The following is a 23,671-nucleotide window of genomic DNA, read 5'->3' on the forward strand; positions in this document are numbered from 1 at the left end:
ATGACATCGCAAAAAACCGCATCGTCGCAGACCTTTCCAGCCGGATCGGATGCTTTTCCTCATCGTCATCTATTGGGTATCGCCGGGCTGCAGCCCTGGGAGATATTATTCCTGCTGGAAGAGGCCAAGCAATGGGTCGATCTCAACAAGAAATCAAGCAAACATGCCGACAAGCTCGATGGTCTGACGGTCATCAACGCCTTTTTCGAGAATAGCACGCGAACTTTGTTGTCCTTTGAAATAGCCGGAAAACGGATGGGCGCGGATGTCGTCAATATGCACGCGGCGCAATCGAGCATCAAGAAGGGCGAGACGCTGATCGACACGGCCGTCACGCTCAATGCGATGAAGGCGGATGCCATCGTCATCCGCCACGGCAGCTCCGGCGCGGTGCAGCTGATTGCCGACAAGGTCGACTGTCCGGTGCTCAACGCCGGCGACGGGCGGCACGAACATCCGACCCAGGCTCTGCTCGACGCGCTGACCATCCAGCGGCGGCGGGGCGAGATCAGCGGGCTGACGGTCACCATCTGCGGCGATGTGATGCACAGCCGGGTGGCCCGGTCCAATATCTATTGCCTGACCACATTGGGCGCAAAGGTTCGCGTCTGCGCGCCGCCTTCCCTGCTGCCCGCCGATCTTGACCGGTTCAATGTCGAGGTTTTCAGCAATTTCGACGAAGCCCTGGAGGGCAGCGATGTGGTGATGATGCTGCGCCTGCAGAACGAGCGGATGAACGGGGATTTCATCCCCAGCCCGCGCGAATATCATTATCTCTACGGCCTGACCCGGGAGCGGCTGCAGCGCGCCAACGACAATGCTCTGGTGATGCATCCCGGCCCGATGAACCGCGGCGTCGAGATCGACAGCGAAGTGGCCGACGATCTCGAAAATTCTGCGATAACCGAACAGGTCGAAATGGGGGTTGCCGTGCGCATGGCCTGTCTCGACATATTGACCCGCAAGTCTCGCGGCGTGGAGGGCTGGTCATGAAAAAGATATTCACCAACGCCCGCCTGGTTCTCCCGAACGCAGAGCAGCCGACGCAAGGCCATCTGGTCGTCAAAGGTGAACGCATCGCTGCGGCTGATGATGGCAAGGACGGGGAGAGCGGCGAGACAATCGACTGCAAAGGCAGGCTTCTCGCGCCCGGCATCGTCGATCTCGGCGTTTTCGCGATCGACAAGCCGGCGTTCCGCTTCGGCGGGATCACCCGGGCGGCGCTGATGCCGGATCAGGCCCCGATCCTCGATCTGCCCGCGATGATCAAGCATAATGCCGTGGAGGGAAAACCGGATCTCTGGTCCCATCCGATCGCGGCGGCCACCAAGGGGCTTAAAGGCGCACAATTGGCCGAGATCGGCCTGATGCAGCGCTCGGGCGCAAAGGCCGTGGCGACGGGCCGGCAATGGATCGCCGACAGCGGAATCATGCTGAGGCTGCTGCAATATTGCAAATCGCTGGACCTGCCGCTGATCGTGCACAGCGAGGACGCCGGTCTGACCGGCGATGCGGTAGCCACCAATGGCGAAACCGCAACCCGGCTGGGATTGGCCAGCGCCACGGCTGCTGCCGAATCGGTGGCAATTGCCCGGGATATCGCGCTGGTCCGCGAAACCGGTGCCCATATCCATTTCCGTCAGGTCACCACCGCAGCCGGCCTCGAGCTGATCCGGGCGGCAAAATCCGAAAATTTGCCAGTAACCTGCGGCATCACCCCTGCCCATCTGCTCCTGTCCGATATCGCGATCAGCGATTTCCGGACATTTGCCCGGCTTTCCCCGCCGCTGCGAAGCGAAGAAAATCGCCTGGCCTGTGTGGCGGCCGTCAAGGACGGGACAATCGATGTCATTTCTTCGGGCCATGATCCGAGAGGCCCCGAAGACAAGCGCCTGCCCTTTGCCGAGGCTGCGCCGGGCATGGCCGGGGCGGAAACTTTGCTGGCGCTGTCCTTCACACTTGTCCGCGACGATGTGATTTCGACCGGGCGGCTGTTCGAGCTATTGTCCGCCAATCCGGCAAGGATATTGGGGGTCGAGGCCGGGCTGCTGAAAGCGGGATATGAAGCCGACTTCATCCTGATCGACGAGGATGCGCCGTGGCGGGTGGACACAAGGAAAATGGCAGCGGCTGCCGGCAATACGCCGTTTGACGGCCTGCCGGTCCAGGGCCGGGTAACGGCCATATATAAAGGCGGCAGAGCTTATTAGCCCGCCGCCTTTATCACGTTTCTGGATTGCCTAGCGCGAAGCGAGTTTCTTGGGGGCCTGGCTGGCCATGCGTGAAGGCGCAACCTTGTTGATGCCCGTCGCATGGCGCACGATGCAATTGCCGCCCTTGGCCTTGATACCGTCACACATCGCTTCGGCGGTTTGCGCATTGCCAAAGCCGATGGCTGCCAGCCGGTAAAGCGTCCGTCCCTTCACGTTGACTCGTGAGCTGGCATATTGGAACGACTTCAGGTCGCTGTTTCTGGCCGACAAAATTCCCCAGGCGCGCTTGGCGCTGGCTGGCGAGGAAAAAGCACCGAGCTGGACCAGATGGGTACCGGAGGTCGAGACCACGGTTTGCGATTCCGGCTGATAAGCCGTCTTCTGCAATATTGGTTTGGCGGCTGGCGAATTCTGTAAGCCGGCGGTTTTTACCGGTGCAGGCTTGTCGCGTTCGACAACAAAATTGGCGGGCGTCGCAGCGAGAGCCGGCTTGGCCTGTGCCTTGGCTGCCGGGGCCGTTGCCTTGGCAACCGCGCTGCTGGCCGGTAATGCAACCGACGCAACTTTGACATTATTTTCCTTGGCGAGGAAATCGACATCGGAGCCGGCTTTTGGTGCTGGTCCGACGGCCGGCAGCGGCGTGTTGCGATCGAAGCTGGCGACTTCGCGCCCATAATCCTGCTCGGGCGATGCAGCGACGTTGGTCGGCGCAAAATTCAAGCGAAGCGCCAGTTGCGCTGGTTGACCCGGATCATTGGCGACCGGAGTCACGTTCAGCACGGTGGCAATGCGGGTCTGATAAGCGCCGGGGCGAGCCATCTGGGCCCATTCCATGACCCGTTCATTGACCGCAGCCGGTGCCACGTCCTGGACTGCCATCAACTTGGCTTCTTTCCAGCGACCATCCAGCGCGTAAGCCAGACCGAGATTCTGGCGGGTACGGCCCGTGACATTGGATCCGCGGATCGCCTGCTCGAGAACCTCAATGGCGGTCTTGCTATCGCCGGCCAGCGCCAGGGCGAGGCCATAGTCGGCAGCCGGAATATATTGGCGATTGTTGACGACAAGGGCTTTCGCCTTGTCCGCCTTGCCCTGCCCCAGCTGCGCGAGGCTAAGGCTCAAAATGGTGCGCGCGTCTCTCTTGCCGAGTTCCATCGCGTCCTGGAAACTGCGTTCGGCAGAAGCCATGCGTCCAGCGGACAGATAGGCTTGGCCCAGGAGCGCCCGTGTCTCGGGATCGCTGCCGACACCTGCAACCGAACGCTCGGCATAGGCGATCGCAGCTTCAAGATCGCCTTTCGCCAAGGCCTTTTCGGCCTTCTTGGCATATTTCGCACCGTCTTTGACCGTTGCCGGCTTGCTGGACATGGATGCGACCGAGCCGCCGCCAAAGGGACCGCAGCCTGTCAACACGGTGGCAAACACCATGGAGGAAGCAGCCATTTTCAAAATTACATCGCGTTTCATTTTTATGCCCTCGCAATAAAAGTCAGTCGTTTCCGTTCTAAATTCTGTTCTCGCCCGATTCAGACAGAACCGCGCGACGGAACGCGTTCGGCCAGATCATCCAGTTCGGGGATCGTCTTCAAATATTCGTCGACAGCCCTGGTCACCAATTGCTGGGCCGAGATATTCTTTACCGCGGTTGCCAGGCGCAGTTTCAAATGCCGTTCGGGATCAAGACGGAGAGTGAATGCCGTTTTCGCCTTGCGCGTCCGGGATTTCGTAGCCGGGCGGGGCTTTCTGGGTTCGGCCTTCGGGAGCCTTGCGGATTCCAGCACCGATGGCTTTTTGGCCAGCGTTTGAACGTCCCGCGAAATCGACAATGGAACAGGCGTATCGCCGGCATTTTCCGCGTCCGTTTTGGTGGAATCCTCGGTCGAAGGCTTCACCCCCAGCTTGGCGGCAATTTCCTCCTGCTGCTGCCGGACGGCGGCACCGGGATTCGGAATCGCTCCGGCCAGGGGATTGTGAATATGTTCAACCGGATGCGCGTCATGATCGGGATCGACATCATAGCCCATGTCATCCCAGCCCAGGTCCTCATGGATTGCGCCATCAAGGTCGGAACCATGGTCCGGGAAATTCGTGTAGCCCTGACGACGCATCGCCGGTTTTGCACCGCCCTTGCGAGCCAGCAGGCTGGACGAAAGGGATGCAAGGGGTTTGGGATCGCTCATTTTTTCAGCCTCTCCCATCACGAACCAACCACACGGCGGCCAAAATTGCCACCGGGTCGCTGCATGCCAGGATTGACATTCTGTGCCATCGCCGGAGCGCTGAATATCGTCCGGCGGAAATTTTTCTCGAGCCGATCGGAAATATAGGACCAGAGATGGACGACTTCCTGCGCCGAACGGCTTTTGGGATCAACTTCCATCACGGTCCGGCCATCAATCATCGAACCGGCAAAGTCGGTGCGGTGATGGACCGTAATCGGCGCAACCGTGCCGTGCTGGGACAAAGCGACCGCTGCTTCGGATGTGATTTTGGCTTTCGGAGTCGCGCCGTTGACGACGAAAAGCAGGGGTTTTCCTGCCCGCTCGCAAAGATCGACGGTAGCACCAACCGCTCTGAGATCATGCGGGCTCGGGCGGGTCGGGATAACGATCAGTTCGGCAACCGAGATAACGCTCTGGATCGCCATAGTGATGGCCGGTGGCGTATCGATGACGGCGAGCTTGAAGCCCTGCTGGCGCAATATCGCCAGATCGGAAGCAAGACGCGACACCGTGGTCTGGGCAAAGGCGGGCAGCTTGGCTTCCCGCTCGTTCCACCAATCGGCCAGTGACCCTTGCGGATCAATGTCAATCAACACGACAGGACCTGCCCCGGCCAGTTGTGCCTGCACAGCCAGATGACCCGACAAAGTCGTCTTGCCGGAACCGCCCTTTTGCGAAGCCATTGCTAGAACTCGCACGCTCTTCCCCTTGTTCAACCACGGCAATCACTGCCTGAAAATCTCTAATCTGCGGCTTTTGTGACAGAACAGGGCTAAAATAGGGTTAACAGGATCGAGGGGAATTTTGCGCTGGCGCGATTATCGGTTACATTCTCCGGCAGAGGATTCCCGAGCCGCCTCTCCAGTTTTTACTAGACTTGAAGAGTCTCAGGGGTTTAGCAACATGCAAACGGTTGATAAGGCGCTAGTTTTGAAATCTGATTACCGAGGAAAATCCATGAAAAAGGCCCATAATTCCATCGCACCGTTATTCGGTCTGGCGCTGATCCTGGGTGCGACACCTGCTCTGGCGGATGTGAAGGACGGCGTCGATGCGTGGGGACGCGGGGATTTCCAAACGGCGATCAACGAATGGCGCGGGCCCGCCGAGCGAGGCGATGCTGATGCCCAGTTCAACATGGGCCAGGCCTACAAGCTTGGCCGCGGCGTTCCGCAGGATCTGGCCCAAGCGGAAAAATGGTACAAGAAAGCAGCGGATCAGGGCCATTTGCAGGCCAATGACAATTATGGCCTGGTGCTCTTCCAGGACAATCGGCGCAGCGAAGCCCTGCCCTATTTGCAGGCTTCGGCAGAGCGCGGCGAACCACGGGCGCAATATGTTCTGGGAACCGGCCATTTCAACGGAGATTTTGTCGAAAAGGACTGGATCCGGGCCTATGCGCTGATGACCCGCGCCTCGGCGCAGGACTTGCCTCAGGCAACCTCCAATCTGGCACAAATGGATCGCTTCATTCCAGTCGAGGACCGGCGGCGGGCGGTCGAACTGGCAGGCCAGATGGAACAGGATGAAAAGCGGGTCAGAACCGCGCAAATCGGCGGCTTGCGCCCGGCGCAGTCCAGCGGAGCGGTACAGACCGCCCAACTGCCGCCATCCCGCCCTGCACTGCCCGATCCGGTGCCATCGGCCGGCCCGATCACTCCTGGCGTGACCTATGCGCCTTCCCCGCAGTCTGCGCCGGCAGCGCCTGTCGCATCCGCAACAGCGCCGGTGCAGACCGCCGCCAGTGGCGACTGGCGCGTGCAACTCGGCGCGTTTAGCGACGAGAACAAGGCAAAGACCCTCTGGACCAGGCTTGAAGGGAGCGTTTCCGCCCTTTCCGGGTTGCAGCCCTATCTGGTCAGGGCGGGCGGCATCACGCGCTTGCAGGCAGGACCGTTCGAAAGCCGGGCGCAGGCCGATTCCCTGTGCGGTCGTGTCAAGGCTTCCGGCAATGACTGCATTACCAAGAAGCGGTAAACCAGACCTATTGCGAAACCCACTGGTCCGCGGCAATGCCCTGAATATATAGCAGCGCCGTAAGATCGTTATAGCGGATCGCCACATCAGCGGCCTGCGCAGCCTTCGGTTTGGCGTGATAGGCGACGCCCAGCCCGGCTCTTTGCAACATCGGAATGTCATTCGCCCCGTCGCCGACGGCCAGACAGGATTGCAGTGAAAGCCCGCCATCCTGCGCAGCGGATTGCAGCAGCTGGTCCTTGCGGGCCGAATCGACGATCGGCCCGTCCAGCCCGCCGGTCAGCAAGCCGGAGGATTCGCCCAGCACATTGGCATGAAAGGACTCAAAACCAATGACTTGCGCGACAGGCTTGGCAAATTTTGTGAATCCGCCCGACACCAGGATAGTGGTCGCACCGACGCGGGCCATGGTCCGGACCAGGGTTTCGGCGCCCGGCATGATCCTGACCCGTTCATCGAGGCATAGCTGGATCGCGGCGGTCTCCAGGCCCTTGAGCAGCGCCACCCTGCCGCGCAGCGCCTCCTCGAAATCCAGTTCGCCCTGCATCGCGCGTTCGGTGATGGCGGCGATTTCCGACTTGATCCCGGCATAATCGGCCAGTTCGTCGATACATTCGACCGTGATCATGGTGCTGTCCATGTCGGAAATCAGGAGTTTCTTGAGACGATTGGCTTCCGGCTGCACTGCCACATCGATATCGCCATCTATCTCTTCCAGATATTTCCGCGCCGTGCCCGGATCGCCGTTGAAGAAAATATCCAGCACCCGTCCGTCGATCAGGCCGGACTGGCGCGCGATGGTGACACCAGCCTCGCCCAGGCGGGCGATCGCCGACTGAATATCTCTCTCATTCAGGGATTCTTTTGCTATGAGCGTGGCGATGAACATGATTTCTCCGAAACAGGACCAGAATGTTGCGCTGGTCGTAGGTCCGACGGCCAGCGGCAAATCCGCCTTGGCATTGGACATTGCCAAAAAGCAACCCTCGGTAATCATCAATGCCGACAGCGCGCAGGTCTATCGCGATCTCACCATATTGAGCGCGCGCCCGACCCGGGACGAGATGCAAGGCGTAGAGCATCAGCTGTTCGGCTATATCGACGGCATGGAGGCCTGTTCTGCGGCGCGCTGGGCGAGTGACGCCAAGACGGCAATCGCTGCAGCGCACGAACGCGACCTGCTGCCGATACTGGTCGGCGGCACCGGACTCTATGTCCGGATATTGCTCGAAGGGATCGCGCCGATTCCCGAAATCGATGCCGCTATCCGGCAGGAAATCCGTAAAATGGAACTATTGGAAGCATATCGCGCGCTTCAGGAGCTGGATCCGGTTTCGGCGGACAGGCTGAACGCCGGTGATACCACCCGCATCCAGCGGGCGCTGGAAGTGGTCCGGTCGACCGGCAAGACGCTCGACCATTGGCAAAGGCACAAGACAGGCGGAATCGGCAACCGGATCAAATTGCATCCGCTGGTGCTGCTGCCGCCTCGCGAATGGCTCTACGAGCGCTGCGACCGGCGATTGCACATGATGATCGAGCGCGGCGCGCGGGAAGAGGTCGAACGCCTGCTGGCCCGCAATCTCCCTGGCAATCTCCCGGTCATGCGGGCGATCGGTGTCACGGAAATCGCGGCCTGGATAGCGGGCGATATCAGCAGGGAAGTCGCTATCGAACGGGCCCAGATCGCGACCCGCCAATATGCCAAGCGCCAATATACGTGGTTCCGCAACCAGAGCCCGCCCGACTGGCACCGGGTAGAAAGCATGGATAATATCAATATCGATGATATATTTGATATTATATTACGCGATTAGGCCTTGACATAACATATTCAGATATGTAGCCAGCCCCGAATTGATAAAGCCTTGCCTATTGTGTTGCAGTGCATCATGGCGGGCGAGCACGCGTAACAGACAGTTGATGGAGCATGATGTGGCCGAAAAAAGCGGCGCCGATATATTGGTCGAAACCCTGCTGGATCTGGGCGTGGATACCGTTTTCGGCTATCCGGGCGGCGCTGTGCTTCCCATTTATGATGCGCTTTACGAGCACCCCCGGATAAAACATATCCTGGTCCGCCACGAGCAGGCCGCGACCCATGCGGCTGAAGGCTATGCCCGCTCCACCGGCAAGCCTGGCGTCGTGCTGGTAACGTCCGGTCCGGGTGCGACCAATGCGGTCACCGGCATTACCGACGCGCTGATGGACAGCATTCCGATGGTCGTCATCACCGGCCAGGTTGCAACCAATCTGATCGGCACCGACGCCTTCCAGGAAGCCGATACGGTCGGCATCACCCGCCACTGCACCAAACATAATTATCTGGTGAAAAAGCCTTCCGATCTGGCGCAGGTTGTCCAGGAAGCCTTTCACATTGCCACCCAGGGCCGCCCGGGACCGGTGGTCATCGACATTCCCAAAAATGTCCAGGTGGCGGCGACAGAATATAGCAGCAACGCTGCCCGGACCAACACCCGCTATCAGCCGCAGACCGAGGGTGATTTCAAGGCGATCAACGCCGCCGCCGAAATGATCATGGCCGCGAAAGCGCCGGTCCTCTATACCGGTGGCGGGATTATCAACAGCGGACCAAAGGCCAGCGAGACCCTGCGGGAACTGGCCGAAATTCTGGGATGTCCGGTGACGTCTACGCTAATGGGGCTCGGCGCATTTCCGGCCTCGTCGGACAAATGGCTGGGTATGCTCGGCATGCACGGGACCTTTGAAGCCAATATGGCGATGAACAAGGCTGATCTGGTGATCTGTCTTGGCGCGCGGTTCGACGACCGGATCACCGGACGGCTTGACGCCTTTTCGCCAAACAGCAAGAAAATCCACGTCGATATCGACCGTTCCTCGATCAACAAGACCGTTCGGGTCGATCTGCCGATTATCGGCGATGTCGGACGGGTGATGGAACAGTTGATCGCGGTGCTGAAGGGCCGCCGCTTCGCGACTCCGGACCATGCGGAATGGTGGGCCCGGATCACCGGCTGGCGCGCAACCAACTGCCTCGATTATCCCGAGAGCAAAACCGAAATCATGCCGCAGGAAGCGATCCGCAAATTGTGGGAAGCAACCCACAGGCGCGAACCGATCATCACCACCGAGGTCGGTCAGCACCAGATGTGGGCCGCCCAGCATTTCGATTTCGAAAGCCCGAACAAATGGCTGACCAGCGGTGGTCTCGGCACCATGGGCTATGGCCTGCCCGCCGCCATAGGCGCGCAACTGGGCAATCCCGATGCGCTCGTCATCGATATTGCCGGCGAAGCATCGATCCAGATGAATATCCAGGAACTCGGTACGGCCAGCCAATATCGCCTGCCGGTCAAGATATTCATTCTTAACAACGAATATATGGGCATGGTCCGCCAATGGCAGGAACTGACCTATGAAAGCCGTTATTCAAACAGTTACAGTGACAGTCTCCCGGACTTTGTGAAGCTGGCCGAAAGCTATGACTGGACCGGTATCCGGATCGAGGATCCTGCCGATCTCGAATCCGGCATCCGGAAGATGATCGAAACCGACGGACCGGTGATGGTGGATTGCCGGGTCGCCAAGCTGGCAAACTGCTTCCCGATGATCCCGTCGGGTGCCGCCCATACGGAAATGCTTCTCACCGAAGCCGACGTAAAGGGCACTATGGACGACCAAGCAAAGGCCCTAGTCTGATGCATATTCACGAAGAAGCCGTCGAACGCCACGTTCTTGCCGTTCTGGTTGACAATGAAGCGGGCATCTTGGCCCGGATCGCCGGTATGTTCACTGCGCGCGGCTATAATATCGACAGCCTGACCGTCGCCGATATCAGCGAAGACCATGCCGTCAGCCGGATCACCATTGCCACCAATGGCCCGCCGCATGTGATCGAGCAGATCATTGCCCAGCTCGACCGGCTGGTGCCGGTCCACAGTGTCCGCGACCTAACCGAGTCCGGCCCGCATGTGCAACGCGAACTGGCGCTGGTGAAAGTCGCCGGCAAGGGCGAGCATCGTATCGAGGCCATGCGCCTGGCGGATATTTATCGCGCGCGGGTTGTCGATGCGACGACCGAAAGCTTTGTCTTCGAAATTACCGGGGCTCCGGAAAAGATCGAGACATTTGTGGCTTTGATGCGGGAAGTCGGCCTGGTGGAAGTCGGCCGAACCGGCGTCGTCGCCATCGGACGGGGGCCTGACACGGCGTGAGCGGGGAATATCCGATCTAGACCGACCCACAAATTCCGGCTGCGACAGTAGCCTAAATCCTATTCGCAAACATCTGACTATAAGGAAGAAAAATGAAAGTTTATTATGACGCCGACGCAGATCTCGGACTGATCACCGGCAAGAAAATCGCGATTGTCGGCTACGGCAGCCAGGGCCATGCCCACGCGCAGAACCTGCGCGACAGCGGCGTCAAGGACGTGGCCATCGCGCTGCGTGCCGGTTCGGCAACCGCGAAAAAGGCTGAAGATGCCGGCTTCAAGGTAATGACCAACCAGGAAGCCGCGGCCTGGGCCGATATCGTCATGATCCTGGCGCCAGACGAGCATCAGGCCGCTATTTATGCCGACGACCTGCACGCCAATATGAAAGAGGGCGCCGCCCTCGCCTTCGCCCATGGTCTCAACGTCCATTTCGGCCTGATCGAGGCGCGCGAAGATCTCGACGTGATCATGATCGCTCCCAAAGGCCCCGGCCACACGGTGCGCAGCGAATATCAACGTGGCGGCGGTGTTCCCTGCCTGATCGCAATCGACCGCGACGTATCGGGCAATGCCCATGATGTGGCGCTGGCTTATGCTTCCGGCGTTGGCGGCGGCCGCTCCGGTATCATCGAAACCAATTTCCGCGAGGAATGCGAAACCGATCTGTTCGGCGAGCAGGCCGTGCTTTGCGGCGGTATCACCCATCTCATCCAGGCGGGCTTCGAAACCCTGACGGAAGCGGGTTACGCGCCGGAAATGGCCTATTTCGAATGTCTGCATGAAACAAAGCTGATCGTCGATCTGCTCTATGAAGGCGGCATCGCCAACATGCGCTATTCGATCTCCAACACCGCGGAATATGGCGATATCACCACCGGACCACGGATCATCACTGCCGACACCAAGGCGGAAATGAAGCGCGTTCTGGCCGACATCCAGTCAGGCCGTTTCGTCAAGGATTTCGTTCTCGACAACCGGGCAGGACAACCGGAACTGAAAGCAGCGCGCAAGCAGGCTGCGGCCCATCCCATCGAGGAAACCGGTGCCCAGCTCCGCGCCATGATGCCATGGATCGGTGCCAACAAGCTGGTCGACAAAGAAAAGAACTAGATATTATCCGGGCGGGCGGCCTCATTCGCGGCCGCCCGGTCCCGGGCTTCGGCAAAATTCAGCAATTCGGTGGCGAGTTGCTCGTCGCAATGTCGCACCAGACGTTCCACAGAGTCTCTCAGGCTCTCGTTGGCGGCCACGGTTTTTGAAGCCATTGCCCATTCCGGAAACTGGCGCCGGCCGATAGTACCGCTTTTCAGACGGATGATGGCCTGATGACGCCGGTCCGTCGCAATTCGGGCAAAGGTCGCCTCGACCTCGGCCTCACCCCCTTCCAGATATTGATAGTTTCTCCGGCGATCATGGATCAATATTCCGGTTATCCCGTTACGATCATTGTTATTTTTCGCGCGCCGCAGCAGATCCTCGGTCTCATCGCCGCTCATCTCGCGAGTTGGCCTGCTCATGTAAACCAGACAATACATTAGCGCGTTTCCATCGATAGTTCGTGCCGGTCCTAATCCATCATTCTTAAAATATTGTAACTAAACGTAAAATGACACGCGGCACCGGTTGGCCGACTTGCCTGCGGACGGTTTTCCATCGCCCCCGGCTGTCCGGAACGCGCCCGACCGCTGCCGAAAACAGAAAAAATTCGTCGGCACGCTTGATTTATCTGCCGGGCCGGATATTACCGGCGGCATGACACGGTCTCAGGCCCTATTGCTGCTACGACTTATACGCCCTTAGGCGTACCAATGCTGCTGCCCTGATGGCGCAGCGCCCCGCCTAAGGGACGATTTACCAGATATTATAAGCAAACCCGCGAATTTGTGCCTTGCGCGCAATTTCCAGCAGCATAAGAGTGAAGCCATGCACAAGAACCCGTCACAGAAATACCGCCCGTTCCCGCAAATCGACTTGCCCGACCGGCAATGGCCCTCGCGGACAATAGAAAAAGCGCCGCGCTGGCTCTCCACCGACCTGCGCGACGGCAACCAGGCGCTGATCGATCCGATGGATGCGCAGAAGAAACAGCGTTTCTTCGACTTGCTGGTCAAGATTGGCATCAAGGAAATCGAAGTCGGTTTCCCGTCCGCCGGCGCGACCGATTTCGACTTTATCAGCGGCCTCGTCAAATCCGGCAGGATACCGGATGACGTCATGGTGCAGGTATTGACCCAGTCGCGCCGCGACCTGATCGAAACCAGCTTCGCCAGCCTCGAGGGCGCGAAGTCGGCGATCGTCCACCTGTATAATGCCGTGTCCCCGGCCTGGCGCGATGTCGTGTTCCGGCTCGACAGGCAGGGCGTCAAGGATATCGCCCGCGAAGGTGCAACGATCTTGCGCGAGCAGGCCGAAAAATATCCCGACACCGACTGGCATTTCGAATATTCGCCGGAAACCTTCTCCACCGCCGAACTGGATTTCAGCCTTGAAGTGGTGGAAGCGGTGATGGAAATCATCGAACCAACCGCCGACAAACCATTGATATTGAACCTGCCCGCCACGGTCGAGGCCTCGACGCCCAATATCTACGCCGATCAGGTCGAATGGATGTGCAACAATATCAGCAAGCGCGACCATGTCGTGATCAGCCTGCACACGCATAATGACCGGGGCTCCGGCATTGCCGCATCCGAACTGGGCATGATGGCCGGCGCGGATCGCGTCGAAGGCTGTCTGTTCGGCAATGGCGAGCGTACCGGCAATGTCGATCTGGTGACATTGGGTCTGAATCTCTACACCCAAGGCGTTGATCCAAAGATAGATTTCTCCAATATGGACGAGATCGTCAAAACGGTGGAATATTGCAACCAGCTGCCGGTGCCGGCCCGCCATCCTTATGCCGGCGAACTGGTTTTCACCGCTTTCTCCGGCTCGCACCAGGATGCGATCAAGAAAGGTTTTGCCGCGCAGGAGCAGCGCAACGACGAAATCTGGAACGTGCCCTATCTGCCGATCGATCCGCGCGATCTCGGCCGCGACTATGAAGCGGTGATCCGGGTCAACAGCCAGTCCGGCAAGGGCGGCATCGCCTGGATCCTGGAGCAGGACCACGGGCTGAAACTGCCCAAGCGGCTGCAGGCCAATTTCAGCCGCACGGTGCAGGAACTGGCCGACGAGACCAGTCGCGAACTGTCCTCTGACGATATCTGGGATGCGTTCCGGAAACGCTATCATCTCGACGGCAGCGGCCAATATACTTTGGTCGACTATGAAGAGCGCAAAACCGGCACCGATCGGGTCTTTGTCGGCAAGATCAAGGGGCCCGATGGCGAGATTTCAGTCAGCGGTCGCGGCAACGGACTGATTTCAAGCGTGGTCGACGCTGTGTCCTCGGCTCTGGGCATCAATCTGGAGATCAAGGACTATTCCGAACATGCCCTGGGATCGGGCAAGGACGCGCAGGCAGCCGCCTATGTCGAATGCAAATCGGATGACGGAAAAGAATTCTACGGGGTCGGCATAAACAGCGATGTCGCGCGGGCTTCTGTTGAAGCTTTGCTGAGCGCCGTGAACCGTATTTAAGCGTTCGGTTAAAAAAACAGTAGAATATGCCGCCGCATCGGTTATTGCGGTGGCATATTTTTTCAAATCGGGGTGCCCATGACTTTACCAGCCATTTTCGACAATCTTCGCCTGCCGCTTATCGGTTCTCCTTTGTTCATCGTATCGGGGCCAGAACTGGTGATTGCGCAATGCAAGGCCGGTATCGTCGGCAGCTTCCCTGCCCTCAACGCCCGCCCGCAGTCGATGCTTGACGAATGGCTGCACCAGATCACCGAAGAACTGGCGGCATGGAACCGCGACAATCCGGACAAGCCGGCGGCGCCCTTCGCGGTCAACCAGATCGTGCACAAGTCCAACGACCGTCTCGATCAGGACATGGCGACCTGCGCGAAATGGAAAGTGCCGATCGTCATCACCTCGCTGGGCGCGATCGAGGATCTGAACACCGCGGTCAAAGGCTGGGGCGGGATCACGCTGCACGACATCATCAACAACCGCTTCGCCCACAAGGCGATCGAAAAAGGTGCGACCGGCCTCATTCCGGTGGCAGCCGGCGCTGGCGGCCATGCCGGCACGCTTTCTCCCTTCGCCCTGATGCAGGAAATCCGCGAATGGTTCGATGGTCCCGTCGCCCTGTCCGGTTCAATCGGCAACGGCGCCTCTATTCTGGCAGCCCAGGCGATGGGCGCAGACCTCGGCTATGCCGGCTCTGCCTTTATCGCGACCAAGGAAGCCAATGCGGACCAAGGCTACAAGGAAGGGATCGTCGAGGGCAAGGCCTCCGATATCGTCTATTCCGACCTGTTTACCGGCGTGAAGGGCAATTATCTGCGCCAGTCGATCGAGAATGCCGGTCTCGACCCCGACAATCTGCCCCAGGGCGATTACAAGACCATGAACTTCGGTTCCGGCGGTAATACCGAGAAAAAGGCCTGGAAAGACATCTGGGGCTGCGGTCAGGGCATCGGCCTGATCAACGACGTGATGAGCGTGCAGGATATGGTAGACCAGTTCACACGCGAATATCGCGAAGCGCGCGAAAGCCTGAAAGAACGGTTCAACTATTAGGGGCGCAAAGCCCGGGGCTGGCTGAAAACCGGTCAGCCCGGGCTGGATAGCTGTGATATATTGCCCGAAACAGCGGTCTTAGCCAGCTCCCAGGGCGATGCGTCCGCCGACCAGACCGACGAACAGCACCAGGACAAGCAGCCAGATCACGAAGATGCCGCTGGTCAAGCGCCAGCTTCTCGGCGGCAGTCCCTGCACCAGAAAGGTTGCGATCCCCGCGACGTTGATGCACACGAGATTGGTGGCCAGCAAAAATAGCGCGCTCAGTCCCAGGGACTCTTCACCGCTGCCGAAAAACAGGCCGGCGGCGGCAATCGGCGGCACCAGCGCGACCGCGATCATCACACCGACGAGCGAGAGCGAAGCGCCCTGGCTGAACGCGAGAACGCCGGCGGCACCGCAGGCCAAAGCCAAGGCAATATCCGCCGGCTGGACGATCGTCCGGTTTCTGAGCTCGGGGACCAGCGGATCGACATCGATGAACATGCCCAGCAAAAAGGTGAACAGCAACGCGGCGGCGATCCCCGTGACCAGGGTGACCAGCGCCCTGCGGCCCAGCGCCCTGTCGCCCAGCGTCGCCGCCATGGCCATCGCCATGGTCGGGCCGAGCAGCGGGGCGATGATCATAGCGCCGATCACCACCGCGGTCTGGCCGCTGCGCATGCCCAGAGCCGCGATCAGCGCGGACAGGATGACGGTCAATAGATAATTGGGGCGCAGTTCCAGACTGGCTTCGATATCATCATATAATTCGTTGGTGCTGATCCGGTCACGGGTAAAGAAAGCTTCCAATTTCGTCGGCGGCTTCCCGGCACCGGCAACCGGCGGCGCAATGTCCTGCAACTCCGGAATTTCCGGCAGCACCGCCTCGACCTGCAGGACGAGAACGGAAAATCCCTCAGTGCCCCTGAAATTCTCGTCCAGCTCGGCGATGAGCGTCTCGATCGACCGGCTGGGTACGACGCAGGAATATTTCTCGAGTCCGTCGGGGACCGGCTCCTGCCAGAAACGGCTGCAATGTTTCGCGATGACGGCTTTTGCTTGCGCCACGCCGGCGTCCGGAACGATTATTTCAACCAGTCTTGCCGACATGCGCCGCTCCTTTTCCCAGCGATCTGATCGCGAGGCATGATGATATCACATTTCTCCGCGTGCCCGCCGGATCGCGAACCATTTCTCGACATTGCGATTATGCTCCTCCAGCGTTTCGGCAAAGACGTGACCGCCTCTGCCGTCGGCGACAAAATAGAGCGCATCGGTCTTCGCAGGGTTCAGCACCGCTTCTATGGACAGGCGTCCCGGATTGGCAATCGGCCCCTTGGGCAGACCGACCATCGCATAAGTATTATAGTCATTGACCTGGGCGATCTCCGATTGGCGGATGCGACGGCCCAGCGGTTTGCCCCTGGTAATCGGATAGATGATCGTCGGGTCGGCCTGCAGCATCATATTCTTGCGGATACGGTTGCTGTAGACACCGGCCACTGTCCGGCGTTCCCGTGCCAGCGCGGTCTCTTTCTCGACGATCGCGGCAAGAGTGATCGCTTCGTGCGGCGTTTTGGCGACGCTGGCCTTGGAGCGCTTCGGCCATAGCTCGGCGATAGTATCCGTCATCGCCTTCTGCATCCGCGCCACCACGGCAGCGCGTTGCTCGCCGCGCTCGAAGCTGTAGCTGTCCGGCAGGATCGACCCTTCGGCCGGCACCGGAATATCGCCCTTGAGCAGCTTTTCGGCCATCAGCGTCTCGTGCACGATGATCGACGGCGTGCCTTCCGGCACCGTGATCAGGCGCTGCACCGCCTTGCCACCTTGCAGAATGGACAGAATTTGCGCGTTGCTCGCCCCGGCAGGAATTTCGAATTCCCCGGCCTTGATCGGTTCGGAACCGCCAAGAATTTTGACGCGCGTCAGGAAGTCGTCGGCGGATTCTATAACACCTTCCGATTCCAGATCCTGCGCTGCCATGGCGAGGCTCGAACCCGATTTGATCAGGACCGTGCGCTGCTCTTCGAGAGGCCCGCTGGCGTTCCAGCCATAAAGGAAACTGCCGCCCAGCAGGACCGCAATGACCGCCGCTGCCACCAATATCAGGCAACCGAGACGGCGCATCGTTTAGACCGCTTTCATGATGATGCTGGCATTGGTTCCGCCAAAGCCGAAGCTGTTGCTGAGCACAGCTTTCACTTCCCGCTTTTTCGCAACATGCGGCACCAGGTCCACGCCTTCGCACCCTTCATCCGGGTCGTCGAGATTGAGCGTCGGCGGCACGATCTGGTCGCGCAGGGCGAGAATGCTGAAAATGCCTTCGACAGCGCCAGCCCCGCCCAGAAGATGGCCGATTGCCGATTTGGTCGAGCTCATCGACATGGTCTTGAGATCATCACCGAACAGGCGCTTAACCGCCGCCAGCTCGATCGTGTCCGCCATCGTCGAGGTGCCGTGGGCATTGACATAGTCAATGTCGGCGGTCGTCAGACCCGAGCGCTTGAGCGCCATTTCCATCGAGCGATAGGCACCGGTTCCGTCCGGATGGGGTGCCGTCACATGATAGGCGTCGCCGGACATGCCATAGCCGACCACTTCGCAGTAGATATTGGCGCCGCGAGCCTTGGCATGTTCATATTCTTCCAGAACCACGACACCGGCGCCCTCACCCATGACGAAACCGTCGCGATCCTTGTCATAGGGACGGGACGCTGCGGTCGGATCATCGTTGCGCTTGGTGGAAAGCGCCTTGGCCTGCGCGAAACCGGCAATGCCGATCGGGCAGATTGTTGCCTCCGCACCACCGGCCAACATGACATCGGCATCGTCCAGCGCGATCATCCGCGCCGCGTCGCCGATGCTGTGGGCACCGGTCGAGCAGGCTGTAACCACCGCGTGATTGGGACCCATCAGGCCATATTTGATCGAAACCTGACCGGAAATGAGATTGATCAGCCGTCCGTGGACGAAATGCGGACTCACCCGTCCGGGGCCGCGTTCCGCAAGAACCAGCGATTCTTTTTCAATGCCAGGCAATCCGCCGATACCCGAACCGATCGAGCAGCCGGCGCGCAGCTTGGCTTCGTCGGACATGTCGGTCAGACCGGCATCCTCCAGCGCCTGGCCGGCGGCATCGATACCGTAGACAATGAACGGGTCGACCTGCCGCTGGACCTTGTGGTCAACGCGCAGATTGGGATCGAAGCCATATTCATGGTCCGCAGGCTTTACCTCGCAGGCGATATGGCATTTCTGATCGGATGCATCGAAGCGGGTGATTTTTCCCGCGCCCGACTTGGAAGCCAATATATTGGCCCAGGTCGTTTCCACATCTCCGCCCAGCGGCGTTACCAGGCCCATTCCGGTTACAACTACACGGCGCATATCATGCCTCTCCTTGCGGGCTTTCCCTGCCCAAAAATCAAAACCTGTTCAAAATCAAAAAAACGGCCACCGGATCAGGACTTTCCTCCCGGGCCGGTGAGCCGCTTTGCTATATTTCAGCGATCATTGGCCCTGGGGCGCGCCTGTTCTGCTGGCAGCACCCCAAAATCAATTAGCCTTTGTTTTTGTCGATAAAATCGATGGCGTCTTTGACGGTACCGATTTTTTCAGCGGCATCATCTGGAATTTCGACGCTGAATTCTTCTTCAAACGCCATAACCAGCTCAACAATGTCGAGGCTGTCAGCGCCCAGATCATCGATGAAGGCAGCTTCTTCGGTGACTTTGTCGGCTTCAACACCCAGATGCTCAACAACAATCTTTTTTACGCGGTCTGCAGTCTCACTCATGAGAGGTCCTTTTTGTTAGGAATGAATTTCAATTTCGTCCTAGTGCGCTGGCGCGCGCCTTGCAAGTGTCCGTGAAGTCGAAATCGTACAGGAGATGATGTTTTTCGGCAAAGCCCTAGGAAATCATCGCCATACCGCCATTCACATGGAGCGTCTGACCGGTGACATATGCGGCCTCCTGGCTGGCCAGATAGACCACTGCGGCACCGATATCGTCGCCACTGCCCATTTTCCCTGCCGGAATCTTGCGGTTGATCTCGTCTTTCTGGGCGTCGGTCAGCTCGTCTGTCATCGGCGATTCTATGAAGCCCGGGGCGACGCAATTGACGGTAATCCCGCGCGAGGCCAGTTCCTGAGCCAGCGCCTTGGACATGCCGACCAGACCGGCCTTTGAAGCAACATAATTGGCCTGCCCCGGATTACCGGTCGCGCCGACCACCGAACTGATCGAGATGATCCGGCCGCCGCGCGCCTTCATCATCGGCCGCGCTGCGGCGCGGATCAGGCGGAAAGCGGATTCCAGATTGACCCGGATCACGTCGGAGAAATCCTCGTCCGACATCCGCATGACGAGACCGTCGCGGGTGATGCCGGCATTGTTGACCAATATGTCGAGCTTGCCGAGCTTTGCCACCGTGTCCGGCACCAGCGCGTCGACTTCCTCGGGTTTTGAAAGGTCGCACGGCATGACGATATGCCCCTCGCCCGGCAATTCCGGGATCATTTCCATCAGCACGAGCTTGCGGGTGCCCGAAAGCGCAACGGTAGCGCCCCGTTCGGCGAGCGATCTGGCGATCGCCGATCCGATTCCGCCGGATGCGCCGGTTACCAGGGCGGTTTTTCCGCTTAAGTCAAACATTGCTAATTCCTTCAAAAATACAAATTCGGGCCAGCAATCGCTGCTAGAGGCTTTTCAGAAACGCCTCGATATCATCCATCGAGACCAGGCTGACCTTTTCGGCGTCCGGCGCAATGCGCCCGACCATGCCGGTCAGCACCTTGCCGCCAAATTCGACAAATTGCTCGACTCCGGCTTCGGCCATATTGCCGACAGATTCCCGCCAGCGCACCGCGCCGGTCACCTGCTGCACCAGCAACTCGCGGATTTCGTCGGCATCCGAGACCGGAGCCGCGGTGACATTGGCAAACACCGGGACGACGGGCGGGAAAATGCTCGCTTCGGCCAGCGCTTCTTCCATCGCCTCGGCGGCGGGCGCCATCAGCGAACAGTGGAACGGAGCGGAGACGGGGAGCAACATGCCACGCTTGATGCCATGGTCTTTCGCCGCGGCAATCGCGCGCTCGATCGCTCCGATATGGCCGGAAATCACGACTTGGGTGGGATCATTGTCATTGGCGACGGTGCAAATCTCGCCCTGGGAAGAGGCATTGGCCAGCGCCGACGCCTTCTTGATGTCGGCGCCGAGCAGGGCCGCCATGCCGCCCTCGCCCACCGGCACCGCTTTCTGCATCGACAGGCCGCGCAGCTTCAGCAATTCCGCCGTCGTCGTCAGGTCGAGCGCCCCGGCGGCGCAGAGCGCACTATATTCGCCGAGACTGTGGCCAGCCACATAGGAGCAGATATCGCCAATCGATTGACCGCCTTCTTTCTCCATTACCCGCAGCGTCGCGACAGCATTGGCCATGATTGCCGGCTGCGCATTTTCCGTCAGGGTAAGTTCGTCGATCGGCCCGTCGCACATCAGTTTGAACAGATTCTGCTCCAGCGCGTGGTCGACTTCCTCGAACACTTCGCGGGCGGTACTGCTGGCCTCTGAGAGGGCCTTGCCCATGCCGACGGCCTGGCTGCCCTGTCCCGGAAATATGAATGCACGCATGTTGACCCCCAGATTTTCAAATATGATTGGGGGAATTAGGCACGAATGGTCGGTCATGCAAGCACCGCACGCTCCGATTAAAATCATTTGCGCAAATTTAATCGCGCGATTAAGCCATGCTTATGACGGATGAGGCATTTCAGGCAAAGCTCGCGAATTACTGCACAAAAACTTTTGGCACAGACGGCAAACTAGAGCATTTGCGACGATTATCGGGCGGCGCCAGCATGGAAAGTTGGGGCTTTGCCTATGGCGGCGAAGACTTTGTCCTGCGGCGCCTGCCCGCGGGTCTGTCCGCCGATGATGACGGTTTGCGCGGCGTCCCGCTCGCAACCCAGGCGGATATCATCGAACTGGCCCGCACCACAGGGGTGACCGCTCCGGAGGTCCGCGGGAGACTCGCTCCGGAAGATGATATCGGCGAAGGTTTCATCATGGCCAAGGCCGAAGGAGAAACCCTGCCGCACAAGATATTGGGCAATCCCGATTTCGCCGAAGCGGAACGCAAGCTGACCCGGCAATGTGCAGGAGAACTGGCGGCGATCCACCAGATTCCGGTGCAATCTCTGGCGGCATCGCTGGAATATTTCTCCCCCGCCGAGTTGATCCGGGTTCAGAAAGACAAATATGACGAAATCGGCAGCCAGATTCCGATTTACGAATATGCCTTCCACTGGCTGAACGAGAACGCGCCCGACGCCACCGACAAATATCTCGTGCACGGTGATTTCCGGATGGGTAATCTGATGATCGACCAAGAAGGGCTGTCCGCGGTGCTCGACTGGGAACTGGTCCGGTTGGGCGATCCGGTGCAGGATCTCGCCTATCTGTGCACGCCAAGCTGGCGGTTCGGACACTATGAGAAGGTCGCGGGCGGCTTCGACAGCGCCGAAGCCCTGCTGCAGGCCTATGCGGAGGCCAGTGGCAGAGAAGTGGACCCGGACCGTTTCCGCTTCTGGCTGGTCTACTCCACCCTCTGGTGGGGCGTAGCCTGCATGGTGATGGGACAGATCTGGCGCAGCCATGGCGACCGCTCGCTGGAGCGGACCGTCATCGGCAGGCGCGTATCCGAGGTCGAGATTGACCTCGCCCTGCTGTTCGAGGAAATTCTGCCCGCCGAAATCTGCACGCCGCTCGACTGGGCCGTGCCGGAGGACCAAACGGTGACCGGCGAGACCGGATATGGAGAGCTGCTGACGGCGCTTGGCGAATGGAACGCGGAACATGTCCAGCCGGGCCTTCAGGGACATGACAAGTTCCAGTCCCGGGTCGCCGGCAACGCGCTGGGAATTGCCAGGCGACAGGCCGAATGGGGACCGGATTTCCGGGATGCCGCGAAGGCCCGGCTGACAGCTATCGGTTATGATCATGGACAGCTTTGCAGCGGACTTTCAAATGGGGAGATTGCGATTACGCAATCGGCCGTCTGGGACCATCTGCGCCTGTCCGCGCTTGAACGCCTGTCTATCGACCAACCCAAATATGCCGGCCTCAAGGTCGCGCTTAACAAATGGAGACCATCATGACCGCTTTCGAAATCCCGCAGGAAATTGAAGATTATCTCGGCGTTCTGGATGCTTTCATTGAAGCCGAAATCAAGCCGATAGAACGGCGCGACGACAATATCCGTTTCTTTGACCACCGGCGGGAAGATGCCCGCACCAACTGGGACAATCAGGGCCTGCCGACCGAGGAATGGGAATCCTTGCTGGGCGAAATGCGCCAGGTGGCCGATGCCGCCGGCCATTATCGCTATGCCCTGCCCAAGGAATTCGGCGGCCAGGACGGCACCAATCTCGGCATGGCGCGGATTCGCGAGCATCTGGCCCACAAGGGGCTGGGCCTGCACAATGATTTGCAGAATGAAAATTCGATTGTCGGCAATCTGGTCCAGCCTCTGATGCTGCGCGACTTTGGAACCGAGCAGCAGAAGCGCGACTATATCCCCCAGATGCTGGCCGGGAAGATGGGCTGGTGTTTTGGCCTGACCGAAGAGCATCACGGCTCAGATGCCACCTGGATGGACACGACCGCGGTGCGGGAAACCCGTGACGGGGTGGACGGCTGGCTGATCAACGGCAACAAGATGTGGACCACCGGCCTGCACAAGGCCTCGCACGTGATGACCTTTGCGCGGCACAGCGGCAAAGACGGCGACGCAAAGGGCATCGGCTGTTTCATTGTGCCGGTTGACGCAGAAGGCTTTGAAGTCGGTGAATATATGTGGACCTTCAACATGCCCACCGATCATCCGAAATGCTCCTACAAGGATGTGTGGATTCCGGCCGACGCGGTGCTCGGCGATCTCGACATGGGCCTCGCCTGCGCGCAGCATTTCGTGCACGAAAACCGCATACGCCAGGCCGCCTCCTCGCTGGGCGCGGCGCAATATTGTATCGATGAATCGGTGAAATATGCCGGAGAACGCAAACCGTTCGGCAAGCCTTTGTCAGTCAATCAGGGGATCCAGTTCCCGCTCGTGGAACTGCATACGGAGGCCGCCATGCTGCGCCAGCTGATCTACGCAACCGCAGCCAAGATGGACACGATGCCGAAAACCGATGTCGCCAAATATCTCTCCGCCCAGGTCAGCATGTGCAATTATCGCGCAAACCGCCTGGTCTGCGACGCTGCCGACCGCGCGATGCAGGTCCATGGCGGAATGGGCTATTCCCGGCACAAGCCGTTCGAGCATATTTATCGCCACCACCGCCGCTACCGGATCACCGAAGGCGCCGAGGAAATCCAGATGCGCAAGATCGGCGGCGATATGTTCGGATTCCTGAACAGGAAAAAATAGCGTCCCTGCAATA

Annotated in this window: 22 protein-coding genes; 11 read left to right on the forward strand and 11 right to left on the reverse strand. The window is 59.4% G+C overall.

What is annotated here, in order from left to right; translation table 11 throughout:
* Positions 1–993 carry an aspartate carbamoyltransferase catalytic subunit gene (locus CHN51_RS15760; RefSeq protein WP_100094871.1) on the forward strand — a complete coding sequence of 331 codons (993 nt, stop codon included), beginning with the start codon at positions 1–3 and terminating at the stop codon, positions 991–993.
* On the forward strand, positions 990–2,210 hold the full coding sequence (locus CHN51_RS15765) for a dihydroorotase (RefSeq protein WP_100094872.1): 1,221 nt from the start codon (positions 990–992) through the stop codon (positions 2,208–2,210). The genes CHN51_RS15760 and CHN51_RS15765 overlap by 4 nt, the downstream gene beginning before the upstream one ends.
* A gap of 30 nt (positions 2,211–2,240) precedes the next feature.
* Here CHN51_RS15765 and CHN51_RS15770 read toward each other — a convergent pair whose 3' ends face one another.
* The 3 genes from CHN51_RS15770 to CHN51_RS15780 are packed head-to-tail and all read right to left on the reverse strand — an operon-like array spanning position 2,241 to position 5,133.
* Positions 2,241–3,680, reverse strand: coding sequence for an SPOR domain-containing protein (locus CHN51_RS15770; protein ID WP_100094873.1), 1,440 nt, complete (start codon positions 3,678–3,680; stop codon positions 2,241–2,243).
* A 59-nt stretch (positions 3,681–3,739) separates the two neighbouring features.
* Positions 3,740–4,393, reverse strand: a complete 654-nt coding sequence (locus CHN51_RS15775; protein WP_100095696.1) for a hypothetical protein — start codon at positions 4,391–4,393, stop codon at positions 3,740–3,742.
* Positions 4,394–4,410: 17 nt separating this feature from the next.
* Positions 4,411–5,133 (reverse strand): ParA family protein, encoded by a 723-nt coding sequence (locus CHN51_RS15780; RefSeq protein WP_100094874.1) that lies wholly within the window; start codon positions 5,131–5,133, stop codon positions 4,411–4,413.
* A 259-nt stretch (positions 5,134–5,392) separates the two neighbouring features.
* Here CHN51_RS15780 and CHN51_RS15785 point away from each other — a divergent pair, with 259 nt between their 5' ends.
* On the forward strand, positions 5,393–6,412 hold the full coding sequence (locus CHN51_RS15785) for an SPOR domain-containing protein (RefSeq protein WP_100094875.1): 1,020 nt from the start codon (positions 5,393–5,395) through the stop codon (positions 6,410–6,412).
* Positions 6,413–6,419: 7 nt separating this feature from the next.
* On the opposite strand, the gene serB is transcribed toward CHN51_RS15785, so the two are convergent.
* Complete coding sequence (gene serB, locus CHN51_RS15790; protein ID WP_100094876.1) at positions 6,420–7,301, reverse strand: phosphoserine phosphatase SerB; 882 nt, start codon at positions 7,299–7,301, stop codon at positions 6,420–6,422.
* Here serB and miaA point away from each other — a divergent pair.
* The 4 genes from miaA to ilvC all read left to right on the forward strand — a co-directional run bounded on the left by miaA (position 7,294) and on the right by ilvC (position 11,720).
* Entirely contained in the window at positions 7,294–8,229 is a 936-nt protein-coding gene (gene miaA / locus CHN51_RS15795) for a tRNA (adenosine(37)-N6)-dimethylallyltransferase MiaA (protein ID WP_100095697.1), read from the forward strand. The genes serB and miaA overlap by 8 nt on opposite strands.
* A gap of 118 nt (positions 8,230–8,347) precedes the next feature.
* The gene (locus tag CHN51_RS15800) at positions 8,348–10,093 is read left to right on the forward strand and encodes an acetolactate synthase 3 large subunit (RefSeq protein ID WP_100095698.1); all 1,746 of its coding nucleotides are present in this window, start codon (positions 8,348–8,350) and stop codon (positions 10,091–10,093) included.
* Entirely contained in the window at positions 10,093–10,608 is a 516-nt protein-coding gene (ilvN, locus tag CHN51_RS15805) for an acetolactate synthase small subunit (protein ID WP_100094877.1), read from the forward strand. Before CHN51_RS15800 ends, ilvN begins: the two co-directional genes overlap by 1 nt.
* Before the next feature lie 92 nt (positions 10,609–10,700).
* Positions 10,701–11,720, forward strand: coding sequence for a ketol-acid reductoisomerase (ilvC, locus tag CHN51_RS15810; RefSeq protein WP_100094878.1), 1,020 nt, complete (start codon positions 10,701–10,703; stop codon positions 11,718–11,720).
* Here ilvC and CHN51_RS15815 read toward each other — a convergent pair.
* The gene (locus tag CHN51_RS15815; protein WP_100094879.1) at positions 11,717–12,145 is read right to left on the reverse strand and encodes a BLUF domain-containing protein; all 429 of its coding nucleotides are present in this window, start codon (positions 12,143–12,145) and stop codon (positions 11,717–11,719) included. The two genes, ilvC and CHN51_RS15815, sit on opposite strands and share 4 nt — an antisense overlap.
* Positions 12,146–12,533: 388 nt before the next feature.
* Between CHN51_RS15815 and leuA the strand changes: the two genes are divergently transcribed.
* Positions 12,534–14,192, forward strand: coding sequence for a 2-isopropylmalate synthase (gene leuA, locus CHN51_RS15820; RefSeq protein WP_100094880.1), 1,659 nt, complete (start codon positions 12,534–12,536; stop codon positions 14,190–14,192).
* A gap of 78 nt (positions 14,193–14,270) precedes the next feature.
* Positions 14,271–15,242, forward strand: a complete 972-nt coding sequence (locus tag CHN51_RS15825) for a nitronate monooxygenase family protein (protein WP_100094881.1) — start codon at positions 14,271–14,273, stop codon at positions 15,240–15,242.
* Between the two features lie 78 nt (positions 15,243–15,320).
* Here CHN51_RS15825 and CHN51_RS15830 read toward each other — a convergent pair whose 3' ends face one another.
* From CHN51_RS15830 to fabD, 6 genes are all read right to left on the reverse strand, one after another.
* Positions 15,321–16,334: a TIGR00341 family protein gene (locus CHN51_RS15830; RefSeq protein WP_100094882.1), complete on the reverse strand. Its 1,014-nt coding sequence runs from the start codon at positions 16,332–16,334 to the stop codon at positions 15,321–15,323.
* Between the two features lie 45 nt (positions 16,335–16,379).
* Positions 16,380–17,351 (reverse strand): endolytic transglycosylase MltG, encoded by a 972-nt coding sequence (gene mltG / locus CHN51_RS15835; RefSeq protein WP_100094883.1) that lies wholly within the window; start codon positions 17,349–17,351, stop codon positions 16,380–16,382.
* Positions 17,352–17,354: 3 nt separating this feature from the next.
* Positions 17,355–18,611, reverse strand: a complete 1,257-nt coding sequence (gene fabF, locus CHN51_RS15840; protein ID WP_100094884.1) for a beta-ketoacyl-ACP synthase II — start codon at positions 18,609–18,611, stop codon at positions 17,355–17,357.
* 172 nt (positions 18,612–18,783) lie between these two features.
* Positions 18,784–19,020, reverse strand: a complete 237-nt coding sequence (locus CHN51_RS15845) for an acyl carrier protein (protein ID WP_089132491.1) — start codon at positions 19,018–19,020, stop codon at positions 18,784–18,786.
* Between the two features lie 115 nt (positions 19,021–19,135).
* Positions 19,136–19,879, reverse strand: coding sequence for a 3-oxoacyl-[acyl-carrier-protein] reductase (fabG, locus tag CHN51_RS15850; RefSeq protein ID WP_100094885.1), 744 nt, complete (start codon positions 19,877–19,879; stop codon positions 19,136–19,138).
* A gap of 43 nt (positions 19,880–19,922) precedes the next feature.
* Positions 19,923–20,858: an ACP S-malonyltransferase gene (gene fabD, locus CHN51_RS15855; RefSeq protein WP_100094886.1), complete on the reverse strand. Its 936-nt coding sequence runs from the start codon at positions 20,856–20,858 to the stop codon at positions 19,923–19,925.
* Positions 20,859–21,058: 200 nt separating this feature from the next.
* Between fabD and CHN51_RS15860 the strand changes: the two genes are divergently transcribed.
* Positions 21,059–22,384, forward strand: coding sequence for a phosphotransferase family protein (locus tag CHN51_RS15860; protein ID WP_164089244.1), 1,326 nt, complete (start codon positions 21,059–21,061; stop codon positions 22,382–22,384).
* The gene (locus CHN51_RS15865) at positions 22,381–23,658 is read left to right on the forward strand and encodes an acyl-CoA dehydrogenase family protein (RefSeq protein WP_100094888.1); all 1,278 of its coding nucleotides are present in this window, start codon (positions 22,381–22,383) and stop codon (positions 23,656–23,658) included. Before CHN51_RS15860 ends, CHN51_RS15865 begins: the two co-directional genes overlap by 4 nt.
* Positions 23,659–23,671 lie beyond the last annotated feature (13 nt).

The sequence above is a fragment of the Sphingorhabdus sp. YGSMI21 genome, assembly GCF_002776575.1.
Classification (GTDB): domain Bacteria; phylum Pseudomonadota; class Alphaproteobacteria; order Sphingomonadales; family Sphingomonadaceae; genus Parasphingorhabdus.